The sequence below is a fragment of the Mesorhizobium sp. M0060 genome (assembly GCF_040323155.1).
Taxonomy (GTDB): domain Bacteria; phylum Pseudomonadota; class Alphaproteobacteria; order Rhizobiales; family Rhizobiaceae; genus Mesorhizobium.
In genome coordinates this window covers 103806-124347 of record NZ_JAMYUP010000003.1, presented here as the reverse complement: position 1 = coordinate 124347, position 20542 = coordinate 103806, and the positions used below count along the sequence as shown (strand labels likewise).

General features: G+C 62.1%; 31 protein-coding genes. 21 read left to right on the top strand and 10 right to left on the bottom strand.

The genetic code is table 11. The features are described 5' to 3' along the window. Positions 1 to 48 precede the first annotated feature (48 nt). From NKJ94_RS04610 to NKJ94_RS04585, 6 genes are all read left to right on the top strand, one after another. Entirely contained in the window at positions 49 to 384 is a 336-nt protein-coding gene (locus NKJ94_RS04610) for a hypothetical protein (protein WP_352523213.1), read from the top strand. A 28-nt stretch (positions 385 to 412) separates the two neighbouring features. Then, the gene (locus tag NKJ94_RS04605) at positions 413 to 874 is read left to right on the top strand and encodes a hypothetical protein (RefSeq protein WP_352523212.1); all 462 of its coding nucleotides are present in this window, start codon (positions 413 to 415) and stop codon (positions 872 to 874) included. A 326-nt stretch (positions 875 to 1200) separates the two neighbouring features. Further along, a complete protein-coding gene (locus NKJ94_RS04600; protein ID WP_352523210.1) occupies positions 1201 to 2724 on the top strand; it encodes an ABC-F family ATP-binding cassette domain-containing protein in 1524 nt (507 codons plus the stop codon). A gap of 104 nt (positions 2725 to 2828) precedes the next feature. After that, positions 2829 to 3002 (top strand): hypothetical protein, encoded by a 174-nt coding sequence (locus tag NKJ94_RS04595; RefSeq protein WP_352523209.1) that lies wholly within the window; start codon positions 2829 to 2831, stop codon positions 3000 to 3002. Between the two features lie 141 nt (positions 3003 to 3143). After that, a complete protein-coding gene (locus NKJ94_RS04590; RefSeq protein ID WP_352523208.1) occupies positions 3144 to 3572 on the top strand; it encodes a VOC family protein in 429 nt (142 codons plus the stop codon). An 81-nt stretch (positions 3573 to 3653) separates the two neighbouring features. Then, on the top strand, positions 3654 to 4007 hold the full coding sequence (locus tag NKJ94_RS04585) for a DUF1428 domain-containing protein (protein ID WP_352523207.1): 354 nt from the start codon (positions 3654 to 3656) through the stop codon (positions 4005 to 4007). 13 nt (positions 4008 to 4020) lie between these two features. On the opposite strand, the gene NKJ94_RS04580 is transcribed toward NKJ94_RS04585, so the two are convergent. From NKJ94_RS04580 to NKJ94_RS04570, 3 genes are all read right to left on the bottom strand, one after another. Next, positions 4021 to 5655 carry a tetratricopeptide repeat-containing sulfotransferase family protein gene (locus NKJ94_RS04580; protein WP_352523206.1) on the bottom strand — a complete coding sequence of 545 codons (1635 nt, stop codon included), beginning with the start codon at positions 5653 to 5655 and terminating at the stop codon, positions 4021 to 4023. Positions 5656 to 5837: 182 nt separating this feature from the next. After that, positions 5838 to 6104: a DUF1488 family protein gene (locus NKJ94_RS04575; protein WP_352523204.1), complete on the bottom strand. Its 267-nt coding sequence runs from the start codon at positions 6102 to 6104 to the stop codon at positions 5838 to 5840. 9 nt (positions 6105 to 6113) lie between these two features. Continuing rightward, positions 6114 to 6296, bottom strand: coding sequence for a hypothetical protein (locus NKJ94_RS04570; protein ID WP_352523202.1), 183 nt, complete (start codon positions 6294 to 6296; stop codon positions 6114 to 6116). 336 nt (positions 6297 to 6632) lie between these two features. On the opposite strand from NKJ94_RS04570, the gene NKJ94_RS04565 reads away from it, so the two are divergent. Genes NKJ94_RS04565 through NKJ94_RS04550 form a run of 4 tightly spaced genes read left to right on the top strand, consistent with a single transcriptional unit; the run spans position 6633 to position 7583 of the window. Next, positions 6633 to 6899: a hypothetical protein gene (locus tag NKJ94_RS04565; protein ID WP_352523201.1), complete on the top strand. Its 267-nt coding sequence runs from the start codon at positions 6633 to 6635 to the stop codon at positions 6897 to 6899. Then, the gene (locus NKJ94_RS04560; protein WP_352523199.1) at positions 6896 to 7141 is read left to right on the top strand and encodes a hypothetical protein; all 246 of its coding nucleotides are present in this window, start codon (positions 6896 to 6898) and stop codon (positions 7139 to 7141) included. The genes NKJ94_RS04565 and NKJ94_RS04560 overlap by 4 nt, the downstream gene beginning before the upstream one ends. A gap of 45 nt (positions 7142 to 7186) precedes the next feature. Next, a complete protein-coding gene (locus NKJ94_RS04555; protein WP_352523197.1) occupies positions 7187 to 7324 on the top strand; it encodes a hypothetical protein in 138 nt (45 codons plus the stop codon). Between the two features lie 34 nt (positions 7325 to 7358). Then, complete coding sequence (locus NKJ94_RS04550) at positions 7359 to 7583, top strand: hypothetical protein (protein WP_352523196.1); 225 nt, start codon at positions 7359 to 7361, stop codon at positions 7581 to 7583. Between the two features lie 10 nt (positions 7584 to 7593). Here NKJ94_RS04550 and NKJ94_RS04545 read toward each other — a convergent pair whose 3' ends face one another. Next, a complete protein-coding gene (locus tag NKJ94_RS04545) occupies positions 7594 to 7992 on the bottom strand; it encodes a Kazal-type serine protease inhibitor family protein (protein ID WP_352523195.1) in 399 nt (132 codons plus the stop codon). Positions 7993 to 8501: 509 nt separating this feature from the next. Between NKJ94_RS04545 and NKJ94_RS04540 the strand changes: the two genes are divergently transcribed. From NKJ94_RS04540 to NKJ94_RS04530, 3 genes are all read left to right on the top strand, one after another. Continuing rightward, positions 8502 to 8714, top strand: a complete 213-nt coding sequence (locus tag NKJ94_RS04540) for a cold-shock protein (RefSeq protein ID WP_006202520.1) — start codon at positions 8502 to 8504, stop codon at positions 8712 to 8714. A gap of 227 nt (positions 8715 to 8941) precedes the next feature. Then, positions 8942 to 9154 carry a cold-shock protein gene (locus tag NKJ94_RS04535; RefSeq protein WP_292418807.1) on the top strand — a complete coding sequence of 71 codons (213 nt, stop codon included), beginning with the start codon at positions 8942 to 8944 and terminating at the stop codon, positions 9152 to 9154. 174 nt (positions 9155 to 9328) lie between these two features. Further along, the gene (locus NKJ94_RS04530) at positions 9329 to 9739 is read left to right on the top strand and encodes a BA14K family protein (protein WP_352523193.1); all 411 of its coding nucleotides are present in this window, start codon (positions 9329 to 9331) and stop codon (positions 9737 to 9739) included. Between the two features lie 69 nt (positions 9740 to 9808). On the opposite strand, the gene NKJ94_RS04525 is transcribed toward NKJ94_RS04530, so the two are convergent. The 3 genes from NKJ94_RS04525 to NKJ94_RS04515 form a co-directional block, all read right to left on the bottom strand. Then, positions 9809 to 10450 carry an MBL fold metallo-hydrolase gene (locus NKJ94_RS04525; protein ID WP_352523191.1) on the bottom strand — a complete coding sequence of 214 codons (642 nt, stop codon included), beginning with the start codon at positions 10448 to 10450 and terminating at the stop codon, positions 9809 to 9811. Between the two features lie 207 nt (positions 10451 to 10657). After that, positions 10658 to 10972, bottom strand: a complete 315-nt coding sequence (locus NKJ94_RS04520) for a hypothetical protein (protein WP_352523189.1) — start codon at positions 10970 to 10972, stop codon at positions 10658 to 10660. Positions 10973 to 11117: 145 nt separating this feature from the next. Then, positions 11118 to 12011 carry a branched-chain amino acid aminotransferase gene (locus NKJ94_RS04515; protein WP_352523188.1) on the bottom strand — a complete coding sequence of 298 codons (894 nt, stop codon included), beginning with the start codon at positions 12009 to 12011 and terminating at the stop codon, positions 11118 to 11120. 249 nt (positions 12012 to 12260) lie between these two features. Between NKJ94_RS04515 and NKJ94_RS04510 the strand changes: the two genes are divergently transcribed. The 4 genes from NKJ94_RS04510 to NKJ94_RS04495 all read left to right on the top strand — a co-directional run bounded on the left by NKJ94_RS04510 (position 12261) and on the right by NKJ94_RS04495 (position 16189). Then, positions 12261 to 12788, top strand: coding sequence for a MarR family winged helix-turn-helix transcriptional regulator (locus NKJ94_RS04510; protein ID WP_023719182.1), 528 nt, complete (start codon positions 12261 to 12263; stop codon positions 12786 to 12788). Then, complete coding sequence (locus NKJ94_RS04505; protein WP_352523187.1) at positions 12775 to 13494, top strand: response regulator; 720 nt, start codon at positions 12775 to 12777, stop codon at positions 13492 to 13494. Before NKJ94_RS04510 ends, NKJ94_RS04505 begins: the two co-directional genes overlap by 14 nt. 51 nt (positions 13495 to 13545) lie before the next feature. Then, positions 13546 to 14961: an ATP-binding protein gene (locus NKJ94_RS04500; RefSeq protein WP_352523186.1), complete on the top strand. Its 1416-nt coding sequence runs from the start codon at positions 13546 to 13548 to the stop codon at positions 14959 to 14961. 205 nt (positions 14962 to 15166) lie between these two features. Beyond that, positions 15167 to 16189, top strand: coding sequence for a glycosyltransferase family 4 protein (locus tag NKJ94_RS04495; protein WP_352523185.1), 1023 nt, complete (start codon positions 15167 to 15169; stop codon positions 16187 to 16189). Between the two features lie 11 nt (positions 16190 to 16200). Here NKJ94_RS04495 and NKJ94_RS04490 read toward each other — a convergent pair whose 3' ends face one another. The 3 genes from NKJ94_RS04490 to NKJ94_RS04480 all read right to left on the bottom strand — a co-directional run bounded on the left by NKJ94_RS04490 (position 16201) and on the right by NKJ94_RS04480 (position 17701). Then, positions 16201 to 16560 carry a tRNA-binding protein gene (locus NKJ94_RS04490; RefSeq protein WP_352523183.1) on the bottom strand — a complete coding sequence of 120 codons (360 nt, stop codon included), beginning with the start codon at positions 16558 to 16560 and terminating at the stop codon, positions 16201 to 16203. Between the two features lie 6 nt (positions 16561 to 16566). Then, on the bottom strand, positions 16567 to 17067 hold the full coding sequence (locus NKJ94_RS04485; protein ID WP_023678420.1) for a type III secretion system chaperone family protein: 501 nt from the start codon (positions 17065 to 17067) through the stop codon (positions 16567 to 16569). A gap of 331 nt (positions 17068 to 17398) precedes the next feature. Continuing rightward, a complete protein-coding gene (locus NKJ94_RS04480; protein ID WP_352523182.1) occupies positions 17399 to 17701 on the bottom strand; it encodes an accessory factor UbiK family protein in 303 nt (100 codons plus the stop codon). A 167-nt stretch (positions 17702 to 17868) separates the two neighbouring features. Between NKJ94_RS04480 and NKJ94_RS04475 the strand changes: the two genes are divergently transcribed. The 4 genes from NKJ94_RS04475 to NKJ94_RS04460 all read left to right on the top strand — a co-directional run bounded on the left by NKJ94_RS04475 (position 17869) and on the right by NKJ94_RS04460 (position 20489). Beyond that, a complete protein-coding gene (locus NKJ94_RS04475) occupies positions 17869 to 18123 on the top strand; it encodes a type II toxin-antitoxin system ParD family antitoxin (protein ID WP_352523181.1) in 255 nt (84 codons plus the stop codon). Further along, the gene (locus NKJ94_RS04470; RefSeq protein WP_352523180.1) at positions 18120 to 18422 is read left to right on the top strand and encodes a type II toxin-antitoxin system RelE/ParE family toxin; all 303 of its coding nucleotides are present in this window, start codon (positions 18120 to 18122) and stop codon (positions 18420 to 18422) included. The genes NKJ94_RS04475 and NKJ94_RS04470 overlap by 4 nt, the downstream gene beginning before the upstream one ends. Before the next feature lie 100 nt (positions 18423 to 18522). Further along, positions 18523 to 19404, top strand: coding sequence for a prolipoprotein diacylglyceryl transferase (gene lgt, locus NKJ94_RS04465; protein ID WP_352523179.1), 882 nt, complete (start codon positions 18523 to 18525; stop codon positions 19402 to 19404). Beyond that, positions 19401 to 20489, top strand: a complete 1089-nt coding sequence (locus NKJ94_RS04460; protein ID WP_352523177.1) for a class I SAM-dependent methyltransferase — start codon at positions 19401 to 19403, stop codon at positions 20487 to 20489. The genes lgt and NKJ94_RS04460 overlap by 4 nt, the downstream gene beginning before the upstream one ends. The last annotated feature ends 53 nt before the right edge of the window (positions 20490 to 20542 follow it).

Here is a 20542-nt window from a genome sequence, read left to right as displayed (position 1 = left end):
AGATCAGTAGCGGTTGCGGACTTTCAGCGCCCGCGCCTAGAATGAACGATGGTGGTCGTTCGCAGACTTGAAGAGGAAGAGTTCAAGGCTTGCTTTGTGCAGCCTATGGCAGACGTCACCGCCACGGCGGACGCTGCCGTAGACATTTGGCAGTATGTCGATGCGCTGGATCTCGATGAACTTGGCGTGCCTTATTTGAACGACGTCCACTATGTCTACCGCGACGCCCGGAACCGGTTCGACCAAGTTTTGATCGGCACAGGCCGGTTCAACACCGTTCTCGTGATTGTTGTCGAGCTCGGCAGAAGCACGGTGTTCGGGCATTTCCTGCTTGACCTGAACAAGGAATTCGGAGCAAGCGGTGGCCACTTGAGGTCCGTCTAATGTCGTCCGTTTTCCCTGAGACAATGGTATGATGCTACTTCCAGACAGTTCCACTGAAGTCTCTTTTGAACCGTCGATCGACGCTCGCTTTCCATATGCGGACGCAAGTTCGGCTTCAGCTATAATCGCGCAGGGGTGGTCGATCTCGCTCAACGCAGCCTTTTGTGTTCTCCACGAGCTATGCCGCCCACCGGTCGGCAAGGCAGTTTCGAAGGAAAGATTGCTTGAACTTGTCGAGGAATGGTCGATGGGACCTGATCATCCACTAAAACAACCAGTGCTTCGCTGCGCACAAGCTCTCATTCAGGACGAGCCGCTGCCGTGGCGCGAAGCTTCTGCCGTGATGCAACAAATCGGGCTACACGAAGGCCAGCGGGCGGCACTCGCGATCGCTTACTTTGCTGGCGATAGTTCCAGCAATGAAGGCGATACTACCCTAGGCAACACTGATCATCGCATTCGTCAAACTTGGGCGATCAAAGGCGTCTAGAGAGCGCAAAACCGTCGTGTCGAATCAGCCGGGCCCGACCAGCCGAACACGCCCCCTTGCCATCGACCCTGCCCTTGGTGTAGCCTAGTTCCCACACTGGAACGTCTTGAAAGGGCGTGTTATTTTCTCACCACCGTCAGCGCGGCCCTGTCTCTGCCCTGCGAGCTTGCTTGCAGGGCTGACCAGAGACGGTCCGGGTTTTTCTTCCCGCTTCGATTTTTTGGTCCGCCCTTTGTGGTGCTGCAACGCCGAGCCTGATGGCCAGCCTGCGCACCGTCAAAGTGCATTGAACCGGAACTCACTCCGGCCAGACCAGAGAAATCGACATGGCCCTGATCAGCCTCAAGTCTCTCGGCGTCACCATGCGTGCGCCGCTCTTTTCCAGCCTTGATCTCGGCACCGGCGACCGGCTCGGCATCGTCGCCGCCAACGGGCGCGGCAAATCCACTTTGCTGAAGTGCCTGACCGGCGAGATCGAAGCCACCACCGGCGACATCACCCGCACGCGCGGCCTGCGCGTCGGCTATGTCGAGCAAGTCGCCCCGGCAGCGCTGGCCGGGCGCAGCTTTCATGAGGTGGTGGCAGATGCCTTGCCGTCCGAGCAGGCCGAAAGCGAGCTGTGGCGCGTCGATGTCGTTCTCGATTCGCTCGACGTGCCCGAGCCGATGCGTGAGCGGCCGATGCGGGCCTTGAGCGGCGGCTGGCAAAGGCTGGCGCTGATTGCCCGGGTCTGGGTCACCGACCCCGACGTCCTGCTTCTCGACGAGCCGACCAATCACCTCGATCTCGCCAAGATCAGTCAGCTCGAGATCTGGCTGAACGCGCTGCCGCGCGAGGTGCCGGTGGTGATCGCCAGCCACGACCGGGCGTTTCTCGACGCGACGACCAACCGCACCCTGTTCCTTCGCCCCGAACAATCGCCGGTGTTTTCGCTGCCCTATTCGCGGGCGAGGCTTGTGCTGAACGAGGTCGACGCCTCGACCGAGCGCAAATTCCAGCGCGACATGAAAGTGGCGCAGCAGCTGCGCCGGCAGGCCGCCAAGCTCAACAATATCGGCATCAATTCCGGCAGCGACCTTTTGACGGTCAAGACCAAGCAGCTCAATCAGCGAGCAGAGCGCCTGGAAGACGCGGCAGCGCCGGCACACCGCGAGAGATCGGCGGGCGCCATCAAGCTCGCCAATCGCGGCAGCCATGCCAAGGTGCTGATCACGCTCGACGATTTGGGGGTCGAAACACCTGACGGCACGCTGTTGTTCAGGACCGGCAAGCGCCACATCTGCCAAGGCGACCGCATCGTCCTGCTCGGCCGTAACGGCGTCGGCAAATCACGGCTGATCAGCCTGATCCGGAACGCCATCGTCGAGCCGGAAACGGCGGCGCAAAGCCTGAAGGTGACGCCGTCGACGGTGCTCGGCTATAGCGACCAGGCGCTGTCGGGCATTAGCGGCGACGATACGCCGCTGGCCATGCTGTCGCGCAGATTCGACGTCGGCGAGCAGCGTGCCCGCTCGCTGCTGGCGGGCGCCGGCGTCAGCATCGACATGCAGGAGCGCAGGATCGGCGTGCTGTCGGGCGGACAGAAGGCGCGGCTGATGATGCTGGCGCTCAGGCTCGCCAATCCCAACTTCTATTTGCTCGACGAGCCGACCAATCATCTCGACATCGATGGCCAGGAAGCGCTGGAAGCGGAATTGCTGGAACATCAGGCGAGCTGCCTGCTCGCCTCGCACGATCGCTCCGTCATCCGCGCGGTTGGCAACCGCTTCTGGCTGATCGAAAAACGCCGGCTGACCGAGGTCGACAGCCCGGAGGAATTCTTCCGGGAGATTGCCGAAGCGGGCGGTTGAAGGATTGCGGAAAAAAATTCCGGCGCTCTGTCGGATGATGATCGCATGCCACGTCCTTGGGACGCCGACACGGTGATGCCGGCGCCAATCGAGGAGAAAGCATCATGTCTATTCTGTCATCCATAGGTCACGCCGTGACCCGTTACTCGGCGGCTCGCGCCCGTTATCGCAGCGAACGCGCCATCCTTTCATTGCCGATGGAATTGCGCAAAGATATCGGCTGGCCGGAGATTGTCGTCGACGCGCAAAACAGCCCGCGGATTCGCATCGCAGGATGAAGGAGACCAACTGGCCATCGCGGCAAGCGCCATTTCGAGCCCGCACTCGGCATTTAAAAAAACATCGGCCGTGTAGGACTGTCACCGTCTCATTCGTCCTGTGGTTCGCAAAGGCAAACCAAACGCAAAGAGGAGCACGACATGAATGACCAGCCGCAGACCCAGCCCGCCGCCAAAGTTCTTGGCGGATTGACTCCCTACCTTCAGCTGGACGGCGCTTTCAAAGCCGCCGAATTTTACCAAAAGGCCTTCGGTGCCGAGCAGGTCTTTGCCTATCCGCCGGACGAACAGGGCCGCACCATGCATATCCATCTCCACATCAACGGCTCGACGCTGATGCTTTCCGATTTCTATCCCGAGCACGGAATGGCCGCTGTGAAGCCGCAGGGCTACACAATGCAGCTCCATCTCGGCAGCGACGACATCGACGACTGGTGGAAACGGGCCGTCGAGGCAGGCTGCAAGGTCGCCATGCCGCTGCAAGTGATGTTCTGGGGCGACCGCTGGGGCCAGCTGACTGACCCCTTCGGCGTGGAATGGGCGATGAACGCGCCGGTGAAGAAAGCCTGACCTTTCGCGAATGGCGAGGCGCCCTCACCGGCCGATGCCGGTGAGGCATCTCTTCGAAAAATCTCCCAGGAGGAGTCCCCCATGTCCTATGTCGATGGTTTCGTACTCGCCGTGCCGAAGGCAAAGCTCGATGCCTACAAGAAGCTGGCGGGAACCGCCGGCGCCGTCTGGAAGGAGCACGGTGCGCTTGCCTATGTCGAATGTGTCGGCGATGACGTGCCCTATGGCGAGATCACCTCGTTCCCGCGCGCCGTGCAGGCCAAGGACGACGAGATCGTCGTGTTCTCATGGATCGTCTATGAATCTCGGCAGAGCCGCGACGCGGTGATGGCCAAGGTGATGGCCGACCCGCGTCTCAAGCCGGACTGGTCGACGATGCCGTTCGACGGCAAGCGCATGATCTTCGGCGGCTTTCAGCCGTTCATGGAGCTTTAGGCGCAGCGGCGCTTTAAGCCAGCCTGTCGAGCAGCGGCTTCAGCCGGTCGCCATAGCGCTTCCACAGATCGACCGAGCCCTGGTACATCGGCTGGCGCACCTGCGCGGCGGACGCCGTGCGCACCGGCCGGTCGGTCTGGTGGAACGACAGCACGGCGTCGTCCCACGGCAGGCCGAGATGGGCAATCAGCGCCCGCGACTGGCCTTCCTGGTCGGCGACGAAATCCTCGTAGTGAACGTCGTGCACGACGCCCGGCAGCACGGTGTGCCAATGCGCCATGATGTCGGTGTAGAGATTGTGGAAATCGGCGAGTTCGTCGAGATCGTAGCCGTAGCGGTGGCTGTCGCCGCGGAAGTGCACCTTGTAGATCGACAGGCAGGTCGCCGCCGCATCGCGCGCGCAATGGATGACCTTGGCCTTCGGCAGCATCAAATGGATGAAGCCGACCAAGAGGAAATTGCCGGGCATCTTGTCGGTGACGTGCCGGAAACCCGGATAGCGGGCGTGTAGCATGTCAAGGTAGGCTTGGCCGGCCTCGGCATAGGCCTTGTCGAGCATGTCGGCGATGCCCCAGGGAAAGCCGCCCTTTATGCTGAGCGGAAACTGCTTGCCGACCGCCGTCTTCAATATGCTGAGCTCGCCGGCGCCATAGACCTGCGGATGGCTGGCGATGATCTGCTCGACCAGCGTGGTGCCGGAACGCGGCATGCCGACAACGAAGATCGGCGTGTCGTCGGCGATCCCGCTCGGCCGGTGCTTTTCAAAAAAGGCCCTGTCGAACACCGCCTTCATCGCCTCGAACTCGCCGCGCGTCTTGCCGGCGTCGTAGTCGATGCCCTGGCGGCGGATCGCGTTGCCTTCGGCGAAATAGTCGAAAGCGCGGCCATAATCCCTGAGGTCGTCATTGGCCTTGCCGAGGCCGAAGGAAAGCTGCATGCGCGCCAGGCTGCCTTGCGGCGCCTTGGCGTGCTCCGCCTCCATGCGGGCAAGCTCGGCGTCGCGCTCCTTCTGGCGCTTGACCTGGGTGAGCATCAGCCAGGCCCTGGCCAAGCCGGGATCCACCGCCAGCGCCTGCCTGAAAAGATCCGCAGCCTCGTCGAGACTGCCCTTCTCCATCAGCCCGACGCCTAGGCCGTGCAAAAGATCGGCATCCTTCGGCCGTATCGTCAGCGCCTCGCGGAAGGCGGCGAGCGCGTCATCCAGCCGGCCCGCCTCCTGCAGCGTTTCGGCAAGCCCGATGCGGGCGCGGACATGGAACGGGTTGCGGCCAATCGTGCCGCGATAAATATCCTCGGCGCCTTCGAACTGGCCGAGCTGCTTCAGCGCCGAGCCGAGATTGTCGCGCGCCGCCAGCTGGTCCGGCCGAATTGCCACCACTTTGCGGAAGAGATCGGCGGCGGCCGCGCCCCGGCCGAGGTCGCGCAGCACGGTGCCTAGATTGTTGAGGAAATCCGGATTGTTCGGCTGCAGACGCACCGATTGTTCGATCAGCGCCAGCCCCTCGGCGCTGCGCCCGGTCTGGTGCAGCAAAAGCCCGAGAAAATGCGCCGCCGCGGCATGGTTTGCCTTTTGCGCCAGCACCTGCCGGTAAAGCGTCTCGGCTTCCTGCCGGCGTCCTGCCTGGTGCAGCTGCAGCGCCTGCTGCACGTACTGGTCGAGCCCCAGGGGCGGCTGCCCGCCTGAGCCGTAACGTGCGCCTGCCGGTTGTCTTGGATTTCTGTTGATGGGAAACCTGCCGTGTTGTCTGCCTGCCGCGATCTAGGCCATCGCTGCGGCGCGTGCAAGAGCAGGCGGCGGTCGCTACGAAGCGAATCCCCCGGACCGGCGGCCTAGCGGAAGTCGGCCGGCGTCAGCACATACACGGTCTTGCGGCCATACGAGTAGGCCTTGCGCGCAGCATCGTGGATCGACGAACGCTGCGCATCGAAAGCGCTGAGATATTCGGCTTCGGTTCCGCTTGCAGCCGGGCTTGCAGCCGAAAGTGCCGCAACCTCGACGAAGAACGGGACTTCGGCCATGCCGTCATGGCCCACGAAACGAATGCGCTTAGCCGCCGCGTCATAGGAGCGGCTGGGATTGGGGAAATTCAGTGTCATCGCCGCGCGTCAAATCAGGCGGTTGCTTTCGGCAAGCTGGCGCGCCCGCCGCGCCGTGCCGTCTGTGTCGGCAATCCTTCGCCTTGCCGCCTCGTCGCTTCTTATCGTGAGGCGCGGCGACATGACCTTTGTCGGCTTGACGACAGGATTGACAACAACTGTCGGGACATCCGGTGTTCTTGCGGAATTCATGACTCTATTCCCTTCATACCTAAATAAACACAAATGCCGGAGGAATTCTTCCGGAACTTCTTCAAACAATTTTTGGTGCCCCGGGGGGATCGTATCATCGTTTCGCAAATAACCATAGAAGAGTAATTTTACGCTGGTAGGGGCAAGAAGCCGGAATCTTCTTGAATACGCCGCATTTTCAGACTATTGGTATGGAACCGTTTTTGGGCCATACTTGGCCCCTCGCGGCGTCAGGGGTTCTCGGCCCGCCAAACTCATTCCAGATCGCCGACACCCGGTACCGCAATCCAGGCCCCGTTTTCGGGGCCAGGCCGGAAAGAACTTCAAGGCACAAGAATGTCTGCCCGCACCACTCATTCCATCGCGCATTTCGCGGCACCTTTCGTGCTTGGCGGGCTGGATGGCGTGCAGCCGGCCGGCGACTATGACATCGACCACGACGAGGAACTGATCGACGGCATGTCGTGGCTTGCCTGGCGCCGCGTCGCCACTTTCATCCATCTGCCGGCAAGGACGGTGAAAAGCCCGACCAGCCAGCTTGTCGCCGTCGACCACGCCGAACTCGAAGCAGCGCTTCGGCACGACCAGGAGAATGTCACATGATCCGCTTCCAGCAGAGTGCGCGGCGCACGGACACGCCGGCGCATATCTTCACCGTCGGCCAGACCGTCCGCATGAAGAGCCGCATCGGCCTTGCCCAAAAGACCGCAGAGCTGTTCCAGATCAAGAGCCGGCTGCCGGTCAAGGACGGCTCGCCGCAATATCGCATTCGTAGCGAGCAGGAGACGTATGAGCGGGTCACCACGGAAGACAATCTCGAACCGGTCGACAACCCGGCCGGCTGACCGATAGCAACATCCACATTACCACCCACGCACGAGGGATCAGAAATGGCCAAGGGTCAACAGCGCAGCAACCGCGAGACACGCAAGCCCAAGAAGGACAAGGTGGCTGCAAAGCCGGCCTCGCCCTTCGGCTCAGCGGTCAAGCAGGCGGAGACCGGTATGAAACCCAAGTCCAAGGGCTAGGGTTCGATCGCACGACAATCTGCTGGAGGCGTGCTTGAACTTCATAATCGAGTTCTACCGCTCGCGCGATGCCGACGAAGCGACACTCGATCGAGTGTCGCTGGAGGCGCCGAACCTGCGCGCCGCCCTGCAAGGCGCCGCCACGCTGCTTCACACGCTGATGATGCCGCAGATCCCCGATCGCCTGCGCATCTCCAACGAGGACGGCGCCGAGCTCTACGCCGGCCCCGCCGATGGTGCCTATCCGGCCGAACTGTGAGGCCGGTGCGCTAGCACGGCCCGTCATCGACGACGCGATAATCCGCCGCGCGGGCCTCGCATTCATTGGGGAATGTGCGCAGTTCGCCATGGCGACGGGCACAGACCGGGCGGTATTCGCGGGTGCAGAATGTCTGCTCCTCGCCGCCGCCACCACCGCCACGGCACTCCCCTTCACGGATGATGCGGTATCCGGCCCGTTCAGCAAGGCAGGCATTGGCGAAGGTCTGGCGGTCGCCGCCGCGTCGGGCGCAGACCGGGTCATATTGCTTGGTGCAGAATTGCGGCTCCGGCCTTGGCGGGCGCGGCCCCGGCCCCTCATCGACCACGACGGTGCAGGCCGCAAGAATTGCCGACAGGAACAAGATGGAAAAACCCTGCCGCGAGAAGATTGCCGCAAGAAACCGCATGAATATTTCCTCCCTCGAAACTCCCGCCCCCGCATAAATCGCGCCTGCGTCGGCCGATCTTCGTCAATCTCGCCATTCTGCTGCCGAATGCAACCCCGTTTGCAGCCTGGCGGCATGCAAACCAGGGCGGCCTGCCGGCGCAAACCCAAAAACGGCACAGGCCTCGCTTGCTGGACCATGCCTGGGTGGCTTCTGGCCGATGACCGCGCGAAGAACCGGAACTATCGGTGCGATGCGTCGGGATGTGCCCATTTGGGCGGCCCGCGGCTCTATCTTGCAAGCATCACGTTTCCGTGCGATAAATTTTGTGTTCGGGCATTTGCGACCCGGAGAGCGGAACGTTTTGGACGACCTTTCCCCGATACTGTGAATCTCTGACAGCCCCGTTTTCGGCGGGGGGTTTTACCATGCGCCAATGCATGACTGCCGAAGCAACCACCGGGACTTGCCCACGGCGCCAGGCGGCGGGCGGAACCACCAAGACTGACACGGGTGAAGGAGTTTCCCCAATGGCCCAGACCGGCACCGTTAAATTCTTCAACGCTACCAAAGGCTTCGGCTTCATCACGCCCGATGGCGGCGCCAAGGATGTGTTCGTCCACATCTCGGCGATCGAGGCTTCCGGGCTGCGCACGCTCGTCGACGGTCAGAAGGTCACCTTCGATGTCGAGCCCGACCGTATGGGCAAGGGTCCGAAAGCGGTCAATCTCCGCGCCGCCTGATCCACGGCGTGCCGCGCGTCCTTCCGGGGTGTGAGGATGCTGCAAGGCTTTGGAGTGAATTTGAATTTTATAAAGGCGCGGCGGTTTTCGTCGCGCCTTTTGTGTTCTGGGATGCTTGCAGGCGCCCGCAAAACTTTCTCTTGCCGATAGCACTAAAATAAAGGACAAATTTCCGTCCGGGCATTTGCCGGCCCGAGACTGGACTTGTGGGATCAAAGGAGCTTCCCATGCCGCAGACCGGCACCGTCAAATTCTTCAATCATGCCAAGGGCTTCGGCTTCATCACGCCGGACGACGGGGCAAAGGATGTCTTCGTCCATATTTCGGCCGTGCAGGCGTCGGGTCTTTCCGGTCTTGAGGATGGGCAGAAAGTGACATTCGACACCGAGCCGGACAAGCGCGGCAAGGGTCCGAAAGCCGTCAACCTGTCGATCGGCTGAACCAGTCCTGGACAGAATGGACGCAGGCCGTTTGGCCTGCGGTTTTCGCCGCACGCGTCGAACCGCCAGTCAACTTTCGTTCAGCCCCCGTTCAGCCACGGTCCCATATTAATCTTCGCTAAAGCCGGACCGCATCCCCCCGAAACGACCCGGGCCGGCACGAAGGAGACCGACATGAACCGGATTTTCAAGACTGCCATCCTGTCCGCCGCGGTCGTTGCGACCACGCTTGCGACCTTGCCTGCGGCCAGTGCCGACGAATGGCGCCATCACCGCCGTCACCACGGCAACGGCGACGCCGTTGCGGCCGGCGTCCTCGGGCTTGCGGCCGGTGCCCTCATCGGCGGTGCGCTCGCCAGCCCGCAGCCCCGCTATTACGACCCGGCCTATGATGATGAATACTACCGGCCTGCCCCGGTCCGCCGTTACTACATGCAACCGCGAGTGGCCTATGCCGAAAGCTATGCGGAGCCGTGGACCCGTGGCTGGTACGAATACTGCTCGGACCGCTACCGAACCTTCAACGCCCGCACCGGCACGTTCACCGGCTATGACGGGGAACAGCATTTCTGCACCGCCAATTAACTGAGACAGTTTCCCGTCTGGAAAAGCGCGGTCGCACAGGCCGCGTTTTTTTGTTTCCGGCAAGCGGTTTCAGAGCAGGAACGGATTGCTCCGCCGCTCGTCGCCAAAGCGGCCGCCGGGACCATGGCCGCAGATGAAGCCGATGTCGTCGCCCAACGGCAAAAGCTTCTCCTTGATCGAGGCGATCAGCGCGGCGTGGTCGCCGCCCGGCAGGTCGGTGCGGCCGACCGAGCCGCGGAACAGCACGTCGCCGACATGGGCGAACTTCGCGGCCCGATTATAGTAGACGACGTGGCCGGGCGCGTGGCCCGGACAATGGAACACCTCAAACACATGTGAGCCAAACGAAACGGTCTCGCCTTCGGCAAGAAACCGGTCGGGGACACAGTTGCGCACGGGATCGGTGATGCCGTAGCGCTTCGCCTGGGCCTCAAGATTGGCGAGCAGCGGCCGGTCGGCGGCATGCGGGCCGATGATCTCGATGCCGAGTGCCTCCTTCAGCTCCATGGCGCCGCCGGCATGGTCGATATGGCCATGCGTGATCCAGATCGCCTCGGCAGTGATCGCATTGTCCTTGAGCGCCGCCAGCACCTTGTCGATGTCGCCGCCCGGATCGACGACGACGCCGCTCTTGTCGTCCATGTCGAAGAGGATGGTGCAGTTCTGCTGGAACGGCGTGACCGGCACGATGCTGGCGTTGAGCTTGCCCATATTTGTCCTTTCACTCTGTCGGAGCGCTGTGCGTCCCCTCGGACGCACCAGGAATGCTCTAACCTTGCATCAGGCCTGATGTAGAGACACACGCGAACGGCGTCCACCACCCTCACAAACGGCAGAAGACAAACGACAAAAATCAAAACGGCACAAAAGAAATGGGCGGCCGAAGCCGCCCATTTGGAAAACCTGAAACGTCGAAACTTATTTCTTCATCGCGTTCATGACCGCACCGATGATGCCGGTCAAGATAGCGCCGCCACCGGCACCGCCAATGATGTTTGGAATATTCAACGCGCTGCCGGCCCCTGCCGCCGTAGCGGCTGCTGACGGATCGACCGCGCCACCACCCAGCAGACTGTTGAGAATAGCCGCACCGCCGACACCGCCAACGGCGCCGCCCAGGATTTTGGGAAGCTGACCTATCGCCGCCGTTTTGAGCGCCGCGCCCACCGCCTGACCACCGATGACACCCGTAATCACCTGAATAATGATCGGAAGAAGCGTGTTCATGTCCATATTTCCAGTCCCTCCATAGCTGCCAGCCTCCCGGGCCGACGCCATCATGAGACGCCGAATTGCATGAAAGTCAAATGCAGAAGTGCTTAAATAAAAGGGGCGGCCTGAAAACCGCCCCTACTAGTTAAAAAAGCTGTGACTTTCGTTATTCTGCGGCGATCGCATGCTTGGGCTGAACGGCCGCAGAATAGTCATTCATCAGCGTCTTGGCGATCTCACCGACCTCGAATCGGTACGGACCGATCTCCGAAACCGGCGTCACCTCGGCCGCCGTCCCGGTGAGGAAGCACTGCTGGAAGCCTTCAAGCTCTTCCGGCATGATGGCGCGCTCGATCACCTCCAAACCGCGGTCCATGGCAAGGCCGATGACCGTGCGGCGGGTGATGCCGTCGAGGAAGCAATCGGGTTTGGGCGTGTGGATCCTGCCGTCTTTTACGAAGAAGATGTTGGCGCCTGTCGCTTCCGCCACCTGGCCACGCCAGTCGAGCATCATGGCGTCGGCATAGCCCTTGGCCTCGGCGGCATGCTTGGACATGGTGCAGATCATGTAGAGGCCGGCCGCCTTCGATTTCGACGGTGCGGTGCGCGGATCGGGGCGGCGCCATTCGGCCATGTCGAGGCGGATGCCCTTCAGCTTCTGCGCCGGGTCGAAATAGCTCGGCCACTGCCAGATGGCGATGGCGCAGTTGATCCGGCTGTTCTGCGCCGAAACGCCCATCTGTTCGCTGCCGCGCCACGCGATCGGCCGGACATAGGCGTCCTGGAGACCTTGCTTCTTCAACAGCGTGCGGCAGGCGTCGTCGATCTCGGCGACCGAATAGGGTATCTTGAAGCCAAGCAGGCGCGCCGATTCATGCAGGCGCTCCGTGTGGTCGGTCAGCTTGAAAATCTCGCCGCCATAGGCGCGCTCGCCCTCGAATACCGCGCTGGCGTAGTGCAGTCCGTGGGTCAAGACGTGGATCTTGGCGTCGACCCATTTGACGAATTGGCCGTTCATCCAGATAAAGCCGTCCAGTTGGTCGAAGGGAACGGATGCCATGGTAACCTCCCGCGGGCGGCAGCCCGCACATCATTGTGTCGTTACGTGTTTCGTCTCGGCCGCTCCGGGCGGCCATTGTCTCAAAGCGTAGGCGGATATTTAAGGTCTGGCAAACTCAGGAAGTTCCGGAAAAAAGGGGTTCGCTTGCCTTTTCGTTCGCAATCCGCCGAAAAGCTTGCCAAAAATTACCATCGCGCGGAAAATACGTCAATAGTGCTGACATAATTTCCTGCTTCACACGGAGAAAAGATGACGAGCCACGCAGCCGCAGAGCCGATCAGGACGGCGATCACCGACGAGGACGGCATCGATTTCGCCATCATCGAGTTGTTCTTCTTCGCCTATCGCGACTTTACCTCCGATCCGGACCAGATCCTGGCCGACTATGGTTTTGGCCGTGCCCATCACCGGGTGCTGCATTTCGTCAATCGCAGGCCCGGCCTGACGGTCGCCGAACTCCTCGACGTGCTCAAGATCACCAAGCAGAGCCTGGCGCGCGTGCTCAAGCAATTGATCGACACCGACCATATCGTGCAATTGCAGGGCCCGCGCGACCGCCGTCAGCGCGAACTCTACCCGACCGCCAAGGGCCGTGCCCTGGCGCTGGCGCTGGCGCGGCCACAGTCGCGCCGCATCCATGCTGCATTGGAAGATTCCGGAGCCACCGAACGCGCCGTTATCGAACGGTTCCTGGAAGCGATGGTCAATCCGGAACTAAGGGCGCAGATCGACATTGTGCCCGCAAAGATGTCAGGGAAAAGCCATGGAGACCATTGAGAGGGTTGATCATCCGACAGCGCCGGAAGACGATGCGCCGCATCTGCTGGTGGTCGATGACGACACCCGTATCCGCAATCTTCTGAAACAATATCTGACCGAAAACGGTTTTCGCGTCACCGTCGCCGGAAATTCCGGCGAGGCGCGGCGCAAGCTCGCCGGCCTCGATTTCGATCTGATCGTGCTCGACGTCATGATGCCGGGTGAAAGCGGCGTCGACCTCACCAAGGCGCTGCGGGCGGAGAAAAACGTCCCAATCCTGATGCTCACCGCGCTATCCGAAACCGACAGCCGGATCACCGGGCTCGAGGCCGGCGCCGACGACTATCTGCCAAAACCGTTCGACCCGCGCGAGCTGATCCTGCGCATCAACAATATCCTGCGCCGCGGCGGCCCCGTGACGACGCCCAAGGTCGAACAGCTGGTCTTCGGCCCCTATACCTTCCAGATTGCCAGGCGTGAGCTGAAGCGCGGCGGCGAGGCGCTCAAGCTGACGGACCGCGAGCAGGAGATCCTGGCGATCTTCGCTGCGCGTGCCGGCGAGACGATACCGAGACATGAGCTTGTCGGCGACGAGTCCGAGGTAGGCGAGCGCACGATCGACGTCCAGATCAACCGGCTGCGCCGCAAGATCGAACGCGATCCATCCAATCCGGTCTGGCTGCAGACCGTGCGCGGTATTGGGTATCGGCTCAGCGTGGAATAGAATGCCGCCGACAGCGGTCATTTGGCGGGCCGCGGGTGAGCAAAGAGACGAATGGCGACCACGCAACTCGAACGGCCGGGAGATGGCGGCTTCAGCGCTCGCACGACGCGGGCGCTGAAGGCCGTGCCGCGCGCCTGGAACCGATTCTGGCGCCTGGTTTCGCTTTACATGCCGAAGCGGCTCTATGCTCGCTCGCTGATCATCGTCATCGCGCCGATGATCATGCTGCAGTCGGTCGTCGCCTTTGTCTTCATGGAACGCCATTGGCAGACCGTGACGCAGCGCCTGTCGCAGGCCACGGTGCGCGACATCGCCGCGATCATCGACCTGATAGAGACCTATCCGCACGACGCCGACTACGCCAACGTCATCCGTATCGCCCAGGATCGCATGCAGCTGAAGGTCGACCTCTTGCCGCCCGACCCGCTGCCGCCACCCGGGCCAAAGCCGTTCTTCTCGATCCTCGACGAGATCCTTTCGTCCGAGATCACCCGCCAGATCAACCGTCCATTCTGGATCGATACGGTCGGCAATTCCAATATCGTCGAGGTCCGCGTCCAGCTCGAAAACAAGGTGCTGCGGGTCTTTGTGCGCCGCAGCCAGGCCTATGCGTCGAACACCCATATTTTCCTGATCTGGATGGTCGGCACCTCGTTGGTGCTGCTGATGATCGCCATTCCCTTCCTGCGCAACCAGATCCGGCCGATTCTGACGCTGGCCGAGGCGGCCGAGAGCTTCGGCAAAGGCCGGCCGATGCCGCGCGATTTTCGCCCGCGCGGCGCCGAGGAAGTCCGCCGCGCCGGCTTTGCCTTCATCCAGATGCGCGAACGCATCGAACGCCAGCTCGAGCAGCGCACCGCCATGCTGAGCGGCGTCAGCCACGATCTGAGGACCATCCTCACCCGCTTCAAGCTGCAATTGGCGCTGGCCGGGACCAAGGCGGCCGACACCCAGGCACTCGACCAGGACATCGACGACATGCAGTCGATGCTGGAAGGCTATCTTGCCTTTGCACGCGGCGAAGCATCGGAAGACGCCGGTCGGTTCGATCTCGAGGCCTTCTTCGACAAGCTTCGGGAGGAAGCCGCGCTGCGCAAGCGCAAGCTGTCGACCGTGCTTGCCGGCGATCCGCATGTGCATGTTCGCCCGAATGCCTTTGCCCGGCTGCTGTCCAACGTCGTCGGCAATGCATTCCGCTACGCCAAGACGGTGGAGATCAACGCCAATCATGGCCGTGGCTCACTGCTCGTCACCATCGACGATGATGGTCCGGGCATTCCGCCCGAAAAGCGGGAGGAGGTGTTCAAGCCTTTCGTGCGGTTGGACGAGGCCCGCAACCTCGACGCCAGCGGCACCGGCCTTGGCCTTTCCATCGCACGTGACATTGCCCGCAGCCATGGCGGCGACATCGTCCTGGAACGCAGCCCGCTCGGCGGCCTGCGGGCGGTGATCAAGGTCCCGGCTTGACGGGAGGGAGGCCCGACCTTCATCCGCCCGTCATGAAACCATGGTGAAGAGCGCCAATGAAGCGCGCGATCCTGATCGATTCGGCCCTGCGGCCTCATTTCGACCCCGCGCCTGCCCGGGTGCGTTGGTGCGAGGCCAGAGCGGCGACGTGGTCGCCGTTCAGGCATCGCGGCAATGCAATCAAGCTTTCCGCCAAAGGACCGCCATGCGCATCCTGATGGTCACCGATGCCTGGCGGCCGCAAGTCAACGGCGTCGTCCACACGCTGGAGCGCCTCTCGGAGACCCTGAAATCCTTCGACGTCGAGACGGCCTTCCTGACGCCGAACATCTTTCGCACTCTGCCGCTGCCGACCTATCCGGACATCAGGCTGGCGCTGACGACGCCGCACCGCGTGGCACAGCTGATCGAGGCACGCAAGGCGGACCACATCCATATCGTCACCGAAGGACCGCTCGGCGTTATGGCGCGGCGCTACTGCCGCAACGCCGGTCGTCCGTTCACGACCAGCTATCACACACGTTTTCCGGAATATCTGAGCGCGCGCCTGCCCGTGCCGGAAGCATGGGCCTATCGCTGGCTGCGCGATTTCCATAATTCAGGACAGGGCACGCTGGTCGCCACCCAGTCGCTTGCCGACGATCTTGCGTCACGCGGCTTCACCAAGCTCCGGCCATGGACGCGCGGCGTCGACACGGATCATTTTCGGCCGGACAAAAGAAAGAACCTGGGATTTCCGGGACCGATCTTCCTCTGCGTCGGCCGCGTCGCGATCGAAAAGAACCTGCCGGCCTTCCTCGACCTGGACCTGCCCGGCAGCAAGGTGGTCGTCGGCGAAGGGCCGGAATTGGCGAAGCTGAAGGCCAGATATCCCGATGCCCATTTCCTCGGTCATCGCCCGAACGACGAACTGGCCGAGATCTACGCCTCGGCCGATGCTTTCGTCTTCCCCAGCCGCACCGACACATTCGGCAACGTCATCATCGAGGCGCTGGCCAGTGGCACGCCTGTTGCAGCCTATCCCGTCACCGGGCCGATCGATATTGTGGGTGACGGCATCGGCGGCGCGGTATCAGACGACCTGCGGCAAGCGGCGCTCGCCGCGCTTCATGTCGACCGCGCCGAGGCGCGGCAACGCGCGATGCGCTACAGCTGGAAGGCCTGCGCGGAAATGTTCATGGAAACGGTCGAAGAGGCGCTGGGTACCACGCGCAAACTGGCCGCCTGAGCAAAGCGCAGTTAGAACAATCTGCCGCCGTCGGGCACCCTGCGCTCGATTGCCCCAAGCACGACGGCGCCCTCTTCATCGGGAAAGCCGAGCGTCAGCACCTCCGATATGAACGGTCCGATCTGACGCGGCGGGAAATTGACCACCGCGAACACCTGCCGGCCGATCAGGCTTTCGGGCGTATAGTATTTCGTGATCTGAGCCGAGGATTTCTTCACCCCAATCATGGGGCCGAAATCGATCTTGAGCTTGATCGCCGGCTTGCGCGCCTCGGGAAAAGGCTCGGCCTCGACGATCGTGCCGGCGCGGATGTCGACGCGGTCGAAATCGGCAAAGCTGATCTCGGGTTTTCGCGCGTTGCTCGAACTCATCGACGGTCAGGCGTTTCCGTAGGTTTCGAACAGCACGCCGGCCAGCGCGTCCTTGGCCGAAGTCCCCGACCAGACGACGAACTGGAATGCCTGGAAATAGCATTCGCAGGCTTCCAGCGCCGACGACAGCAGCACCTCGACCTGCTGGCTCGACGGCTCGACCCCACCGGCCAGCAGCAGCGACTGGCGGAACATGATCGCGCCTTCCTGCTCCCAGAGATCGAAATGCCCAAACAGCATCTGCTCGTTGATCAGCGAAAGCAGCCGCATAACCTCGAGCGCGCGCGCCTCCGGGACCTTGATGTCGAAAGCGCAGGCCAGGTGCAGCGCCTCGTAGTCCTCCATCCAGGAGAATGACACGTGGTAGTCGGTCCAGCTTCCGGCAACCGAGATCGAGATCTCGTCGTCGCCGGCCCGCTCGAAGGACCAGTCGTTGTTGTGGGCCACCTGCTCGATAACATCCACCGGGTGGATTTCGCGGGAGAATTCGAGTTCGAGAAGTTCCATGAAATGCTTCCTGTCGTTCTGGGAGCGCCACCACACGCTCCGCGGGAGAGGCACACTCGAACAATTCTGTCTAGAACTCGGACGGCCAGGACTTCGTCAACGCAAAGACCCCGGACCGGACCCCACCGCCCGGCGCATGACCCTGCTCCGAATCATGCAACAAATTCAGTCTATTGATCGGGAGTCGCGTGACCAGCCCAATTTTTCGCACTGCGTCATTCGCATGTGGAAAGGCGCTGTCATAAAGATTCACGCAGTACCGGTAAGCGATTCACGACAAAGCGCTTTTTGCGATCCGGCTTTGTGGAAAAGTTTAACGATTTATTTTTGATTATTTTCTGGCGCGCGGCTTTGCTGCAGCCGCAGGCGCCGCCTGACCGGTCATTTCGGCAAGCTTGGCCTCGAGCGTTTCGATGCGAGCAGCGAGGCGGGTGTTTTCTTCCCTGGCCTTCGCCGCCATGTCGCGGGCGGCCTCGAATTCTTCGCGCTGCACCACGTCCATGGAGTTGAGGATCCGCTCCGCCTGGCCCCTGAAGGCGGTCTCCATTTCGCGTCGCACGCCTTGCGCGGCACCGGCTGCGTCGGTCATCAGTTTGGCGAATTCATCGAGAATGCGGTTCGGTCCGGTCGCCATGGCAAATCCTCGCTTGGTTGAATTGACGTAGTGGCGCACGGCGCGAAATGCAAGAACGTTGATGCCCCCGGGTGGCATCGGCCGTCCATGCAATTTGGTCCGTTGAGCTACTGGTGCGCCGGGCCAATAACTATTATTATCGCGCTAGACCCATTAGGAACATTGTCATGGCCATCAGCGCGGATTTGGGCAACCGTTTGGAGGATGTCGTGAACCAGCTTGTCAGCACCGGCCGCTATAATTCGAAGAGCGAAGTGCTGCGCGAAGGCGTTCGCCTTGTGGAAGAGAGAGAAAAGCGCCTCGCCGCGCTTGACGCGGCACTTGCCAAAGGTGTCAGCGATGCCGACGCGGGGCGGGTGAAGCCTGCCGAAGATGTGCTTGACCGACTGGAGGCCAAATACAAGGCGATGACCGGCAGGTGAAGCGACTGATCTTCACCAGCCAGGCTGAGACAGACCTTGAAGTCATCGGCGACTACATCGCGCTCGACAGCCCGTTTCGCGCTATGACATTCATTCAGGAATTGCGTGGCAGCTGCATGGAGTTGCGGACAATGCCGGAGCGTAACCCGTTGTTGGAACGATATCGGTCCTCAGGCATTCGTCGCCGTATTCATGGCAGCTATCTGATCTTTTATCGCGTCAAGGCCGATACAGTGGAGATACTGCACATCCTCCACAGCGCGATGGACTACGGAGCCATTCTATTTCCGGAGACTTGACGGAGCGATGCCGGGGGGAACAGCATGCGCGCCGCCTTGACCCTGCCAAAACCCTGCCGCATGGTCCGCGCCCGAACGTGGTCGGAACCGGGAGACCCTGTTGAGCGAATATTTGCTGCCGCTGGCCGCCCTGCCCTTTCCCAACATCGATCCGGTCATCATCCGGATCGGACCGTTGGCGGTGCATTGGTACGGCGTCGGCTACATCGTCGGCATTCTGTTCGCCTGGTGGTATGCCAAGCGCCTCGTCACCAACCCAAAACTCTGGCCTGATGGCATCCTGCCGATGAAGCCCGTCGACCTCGACGACTTCATCGTCTGGGCGGCTATCGGTGTGGTGCTCGGCGGGCGCACCGGCTACGTGTTGTTCTACGACCTGCCTCGTTACATCGCCAATCCGCTCGATATTGTCGCCGTCTGGCAGGGCGGCATGTCGTTTCATGGCGGCCTGCTCGGCGTCATTGTCGCCATGACGCTGTTTTCTCGATCGCGCGGCATCCGCACATGGTCGCTGTTTGACGTTGTTGCCGCCGGCGTGCCGGTGGGGCTTGGCCTCGTTCGCCTGGCGAATTTCGTCAATGCCGAACTCTGGGGCCGCGTTACCGATGTGCCATGGGGCGTCGTCTTTTGTAACAACCGCATTCTCCAGGCCGGTCAGTGCTTGGCCGGCACCGATCCACGCCATCCGAGCCAGATCTACGAGGCGCTGCTCGAAGGCTTGGTGTTGTTCCTGGTCCTGCGCTTCCTCACCCATTCGCGGCTCAAGCTGAAGACGCCGCGCTTCGTCGGCGGCGCCTTCATCGCGGGTTATGGTCTTTCACGCATCTTCGTCGAATTCTTCCGCGAGCCCGACCAGCAGCTCGGCTATCTCCTCGGCACGAACTGGCTGACCATGGGCATGGTGCTGTCGCTGCCGATGCTGCTTGCCGGGATCTGGGCGATGGCGACGGCCAAGCCGGTGACGCAACCGCAACCGGCATGACGCGGCTAAAAACCCGCATCGCCGAGCTGATCGGTGCGGTAGGACCGATCCCGGTCAGCGAGTACATGGCACTCTGCCTGTTTGATCCGCAGGACGGCTATTATACGACGCGCGAGCCGTTCGGCGCTGCCGGCGACTTCGTCACCGCGCCGGAAATCAGCCAGATGTTCGGCGAACTTATCGCTGTCTGGCTTTACCAGGCATGGCTGGCGGTTGGCCGGCCGATGCCGGTCGCCATCGCCGAAATCGGTCCCGGCCGTGGCACGCTGATGAGAGACATGCAGCGCACGCTGTCGCGGCTCGATCCGGCGCTCACCGCCAGTGCGTCCTTTGCCATGATCGAAACCAGCCCGCGGTTGGCCGAGATCCAGAAACGGACGCTTGCCGGGACGGCGGCGACGGTCGCCTGGCACGAGACCATCGACACGCTGCCGCGGACGCCGCTTCTGATTGTCGGCAACGAGCTGTTCGATGCGGTGCCCATCCGCCAGTTCGTCCGCGCCGGGGCCGGCTGGCGCGAACGGATGATCGGTCTCGACGACGCGAACGGGCTGCGCTTTTTTGCCGGCGCCGGCTCTGTCGACCCAATGCTGCTGCCGGATGATGCTGAGAATGCGCCGCAAGGCGCGATCGTCGAGATGGCGCCGGCCCGAGCCGCCCTGATGACGGCTATTGCCGAGCGACTTGCCGGATTTGGCGGCGCCGGCCTGTTTCTCGACTACGGCTATCTCCAGCCCGGTATCGGCGACACCTTGCAGGCCTTGCGCAAGCACGATCACGAAGACGTGCTGGCCAATCCGGGGGAGGCCGATCTCACCGCCCATGTCGATTTCGCTGCCCTGGCGGCAACCGTTCGGGCACACGGCCTCGATGCCCACCTCTCCACGCAAGGTGAATTCCTGCTCAAGATGGGGCTTCTCGAACGAGCCGGCCGGCTCGGCGCCAATGCCGATGAGGCAGCTCGCGAAAAGGTCGCGGCCGACGTCGAGCGCCTCGCCGGTCCACAGTCCATGGGCGAGCTCTTCAAGGTGCTTGCCATCCTCCCGGCTGAGATTGCCGTTCCGCCGTTCGCAGGCACGGATTGACTTTTCGCTGCCGCCTCTCCCACTCTCCGACTAGCGCCCGCCTTCAACTGCGC

What these genes read in the sequence shown, in the direction of transcription:
- NKJ94_RS04610 (WP_352523213.1), top strand. Translation starts at nt 49, where the DNA reads ATGGTGGTCGTTCGCAGACTTGAAGAGGAAGAGTTCAAGGCTTGCTTT.
- NKJ94_RS04605 (WP_352523212.1), top strand. Translation starts at nt 413, where the DNA reads ATGATGCTACTTCCAGACAGTTCCACTGAAGTCTCTTTTGAACCGTCG.
- NKJ94_RS04600 (WP_352523210.1), top strand. Translation starts at nt 1,201, where the DNA reads ATGGCCCTGATCAGCCTCAAGTCTCTCGGCGTCACCATGCGTGCGCCG.
- NKJ94_RS04595 (WP_352523209.1), top strand. Translation starts at nt 2,829, where the DNA reads ATGTCTATTCTGTCATCCATAGGTCACGCCGTGACCCGTTACTCGGCG.
- NKJ94_RS04590 (WP_352523208.1), top strand. Translation starts at nt 3,144, where the DNA reads ATGAATGACCAGCCGCAGACCCAGCCCGCCGCCAAAGTTCTTGGCGGA.
- NKJ94_RS04585 (WP_352523207.1), top strand. Translation starts at nt 3,654, where the DNA reads ATGTCCTATGTCGATGGTTTCGTACTCGCCGTGCCGAAGGCAAAGCTC.
- NKJ94_RS04575 (WP_352523204.1), bottom strand. Translation starts at nt 6,104, where the DNA reads ATGACACTGAATTTCCCCAATCCCAGCCGCTCCTATGACGCGGCGGCT.
- NKJ94_RS04570 (WP_352523202.1), bottom strand. Translation starts at nt 6,296, where the DNA reads ATGAATTCCGCAAGAACACCGGATGTCCCGACAGTTGTTGTCAATCCT.
- NKJ94_RS04565 (WP_352523201.1), top strand. Translation starts at nt 6,633, where the DNA reads ATGTCTGCCCGCACCACTCATTCCATCGCGCATTTCGCGGCACCTTTC.
- NKJ94_RS04560 (WP_352523199.1), top strand. Translation starts at nt 6,896, where the DNA reads ATGATCCGCTTCCAGCAGAGTGCGCGGCGCACGGACACGCCGGCGCAT.
- NKJ94_RS04555 (WP_352523197.1), top strand. Translation starts at nt 7,187, where the DNA reads ATGGCCAAGGGTCAACAGCGCAGCAACCGCGAGACACGCAAGCCCAAG.
- NKJ94_RS04545 (WP_352523195.1), bottom strand. Translation starts at nt 7,992, where the DNA reads ATGCGGTTTCTTGCGGCAATCTTCTCGCGGCAGGGTTTTTCCATCTTG.
- NKJ94_RS04540 (WP_006202520.1), top strand. Translation starts at nt 8,502, where the DNA reads ATGGCCCAGACCGGCACCGTTAAATTCTTCAACGCTACCAAAGGCTTC.
- NKJ94_RS04535 (WP_292418807.1), top strand. Translation starts at nt 8,942, where the DNA reads ATGCCGCAGACCGGCACCGTCAAATTCTTCAATCATGCCAAGGGCTTC.
- NKJ94_RS04530 (WP_352523193.1), top strand. Translation starts at nt 9,329, where the DNA reads ATGAACCGGATTTTCAAGACTGCCATCCTGTCCGCCGCGGTCGTTGCG.
- NKJ94_RS04525 (WP_352523191.1), bottom strand. Translation starts at nt 10,450, where the DNA reads ATGGGCAAGCTCAACGCCAGCATCGTGCCGGTCACGCCGTTCCAGCAG.
- NKJ94_RS04520 (WP_352523189.1), bottom strand. Translation starts at nt 10,972, where the DNA reads ATGGACATGAACACGCTTCTTCCGATCATTATTCAGGTGATTACGGGT.
- NKJ94_RS04515 (WP_352523188.1), bottom strand. Translation starts at nt 12,011, where the DNA reads ATGGCATCCGTTCCCTTCGACCAACTGGACGGCTTTATCTGGATGAAC.
- NKJ94_RS04510 (WP_023719182.1), top strand. Translation starts at nt 12,261, where the DNA reads ATGACGAGCCACGCAGCCGCAGAGCCGATCAGGACGGCGATCACCGAC.
- NKJ94_RS04505 (WP_352523187.1), top strand. Translation starts at nt 12,775, where the DNA reads ATGGAGACCATTGAGAGGGTTGATCATCCGACAGCGCCGGAAGACGAT.
- NKJ94_RS04500 (WP_352523186.1), top strand. Translation starts at nt 13,546, where the DNA reads ATGGCGACCACGCAACTCGAACGGCCGGGAGATGGCGGCTTCAGCGCT.
- NKJ94_RS04495 (WP_352523185.1), top strand. Translation starts at nt 15,167, where the DNA reads ATGCGCATCCTGATGGTCACCGATGCCTGGCGGCCGCAAGTCAACGGC.
- NKJ94_RS04490 (WP_352523183.1), bottom strand. Translation starts at nt 16,560, where the DNA reads ATGAGTTCGAGCAACGCGCGAAAACCCGAGATCAGCTTTGCCGATTTC.
- NKJ94_RS04485 (WP_023678420.1), bottom strand. Translation starts at nt 17,067, where the DNA reads ATGGAACTTCTCGAACTCGAATTCTCCCGCGAAATCCACCCGGTGGAT.
- NKJ94_RS04480 (WP_352523182.1), bottom strand. Translation starts at nt 17,701, where the DNA reads ATGGCGACCGGACCGAACCGCATTCTCGATGAATTCGCCAAACTGATG.
- NKJ94_RS04475 (WP_352523181.1), top strand. Translation starts at nt 17,869, where the DNA reads ATGGCCATCAGCGCGGATTTGGGCAACCGTTTGGAGGATGTCGTGAAC.
- NKJ94_RS04460 (WP_352523177.1), top strand. Translation starts at nt 19,401, where the DNA reads ATGACGCGGCTAAAAACCCGCATCGCCGAGCTGATCGGTGCGGTAGGA.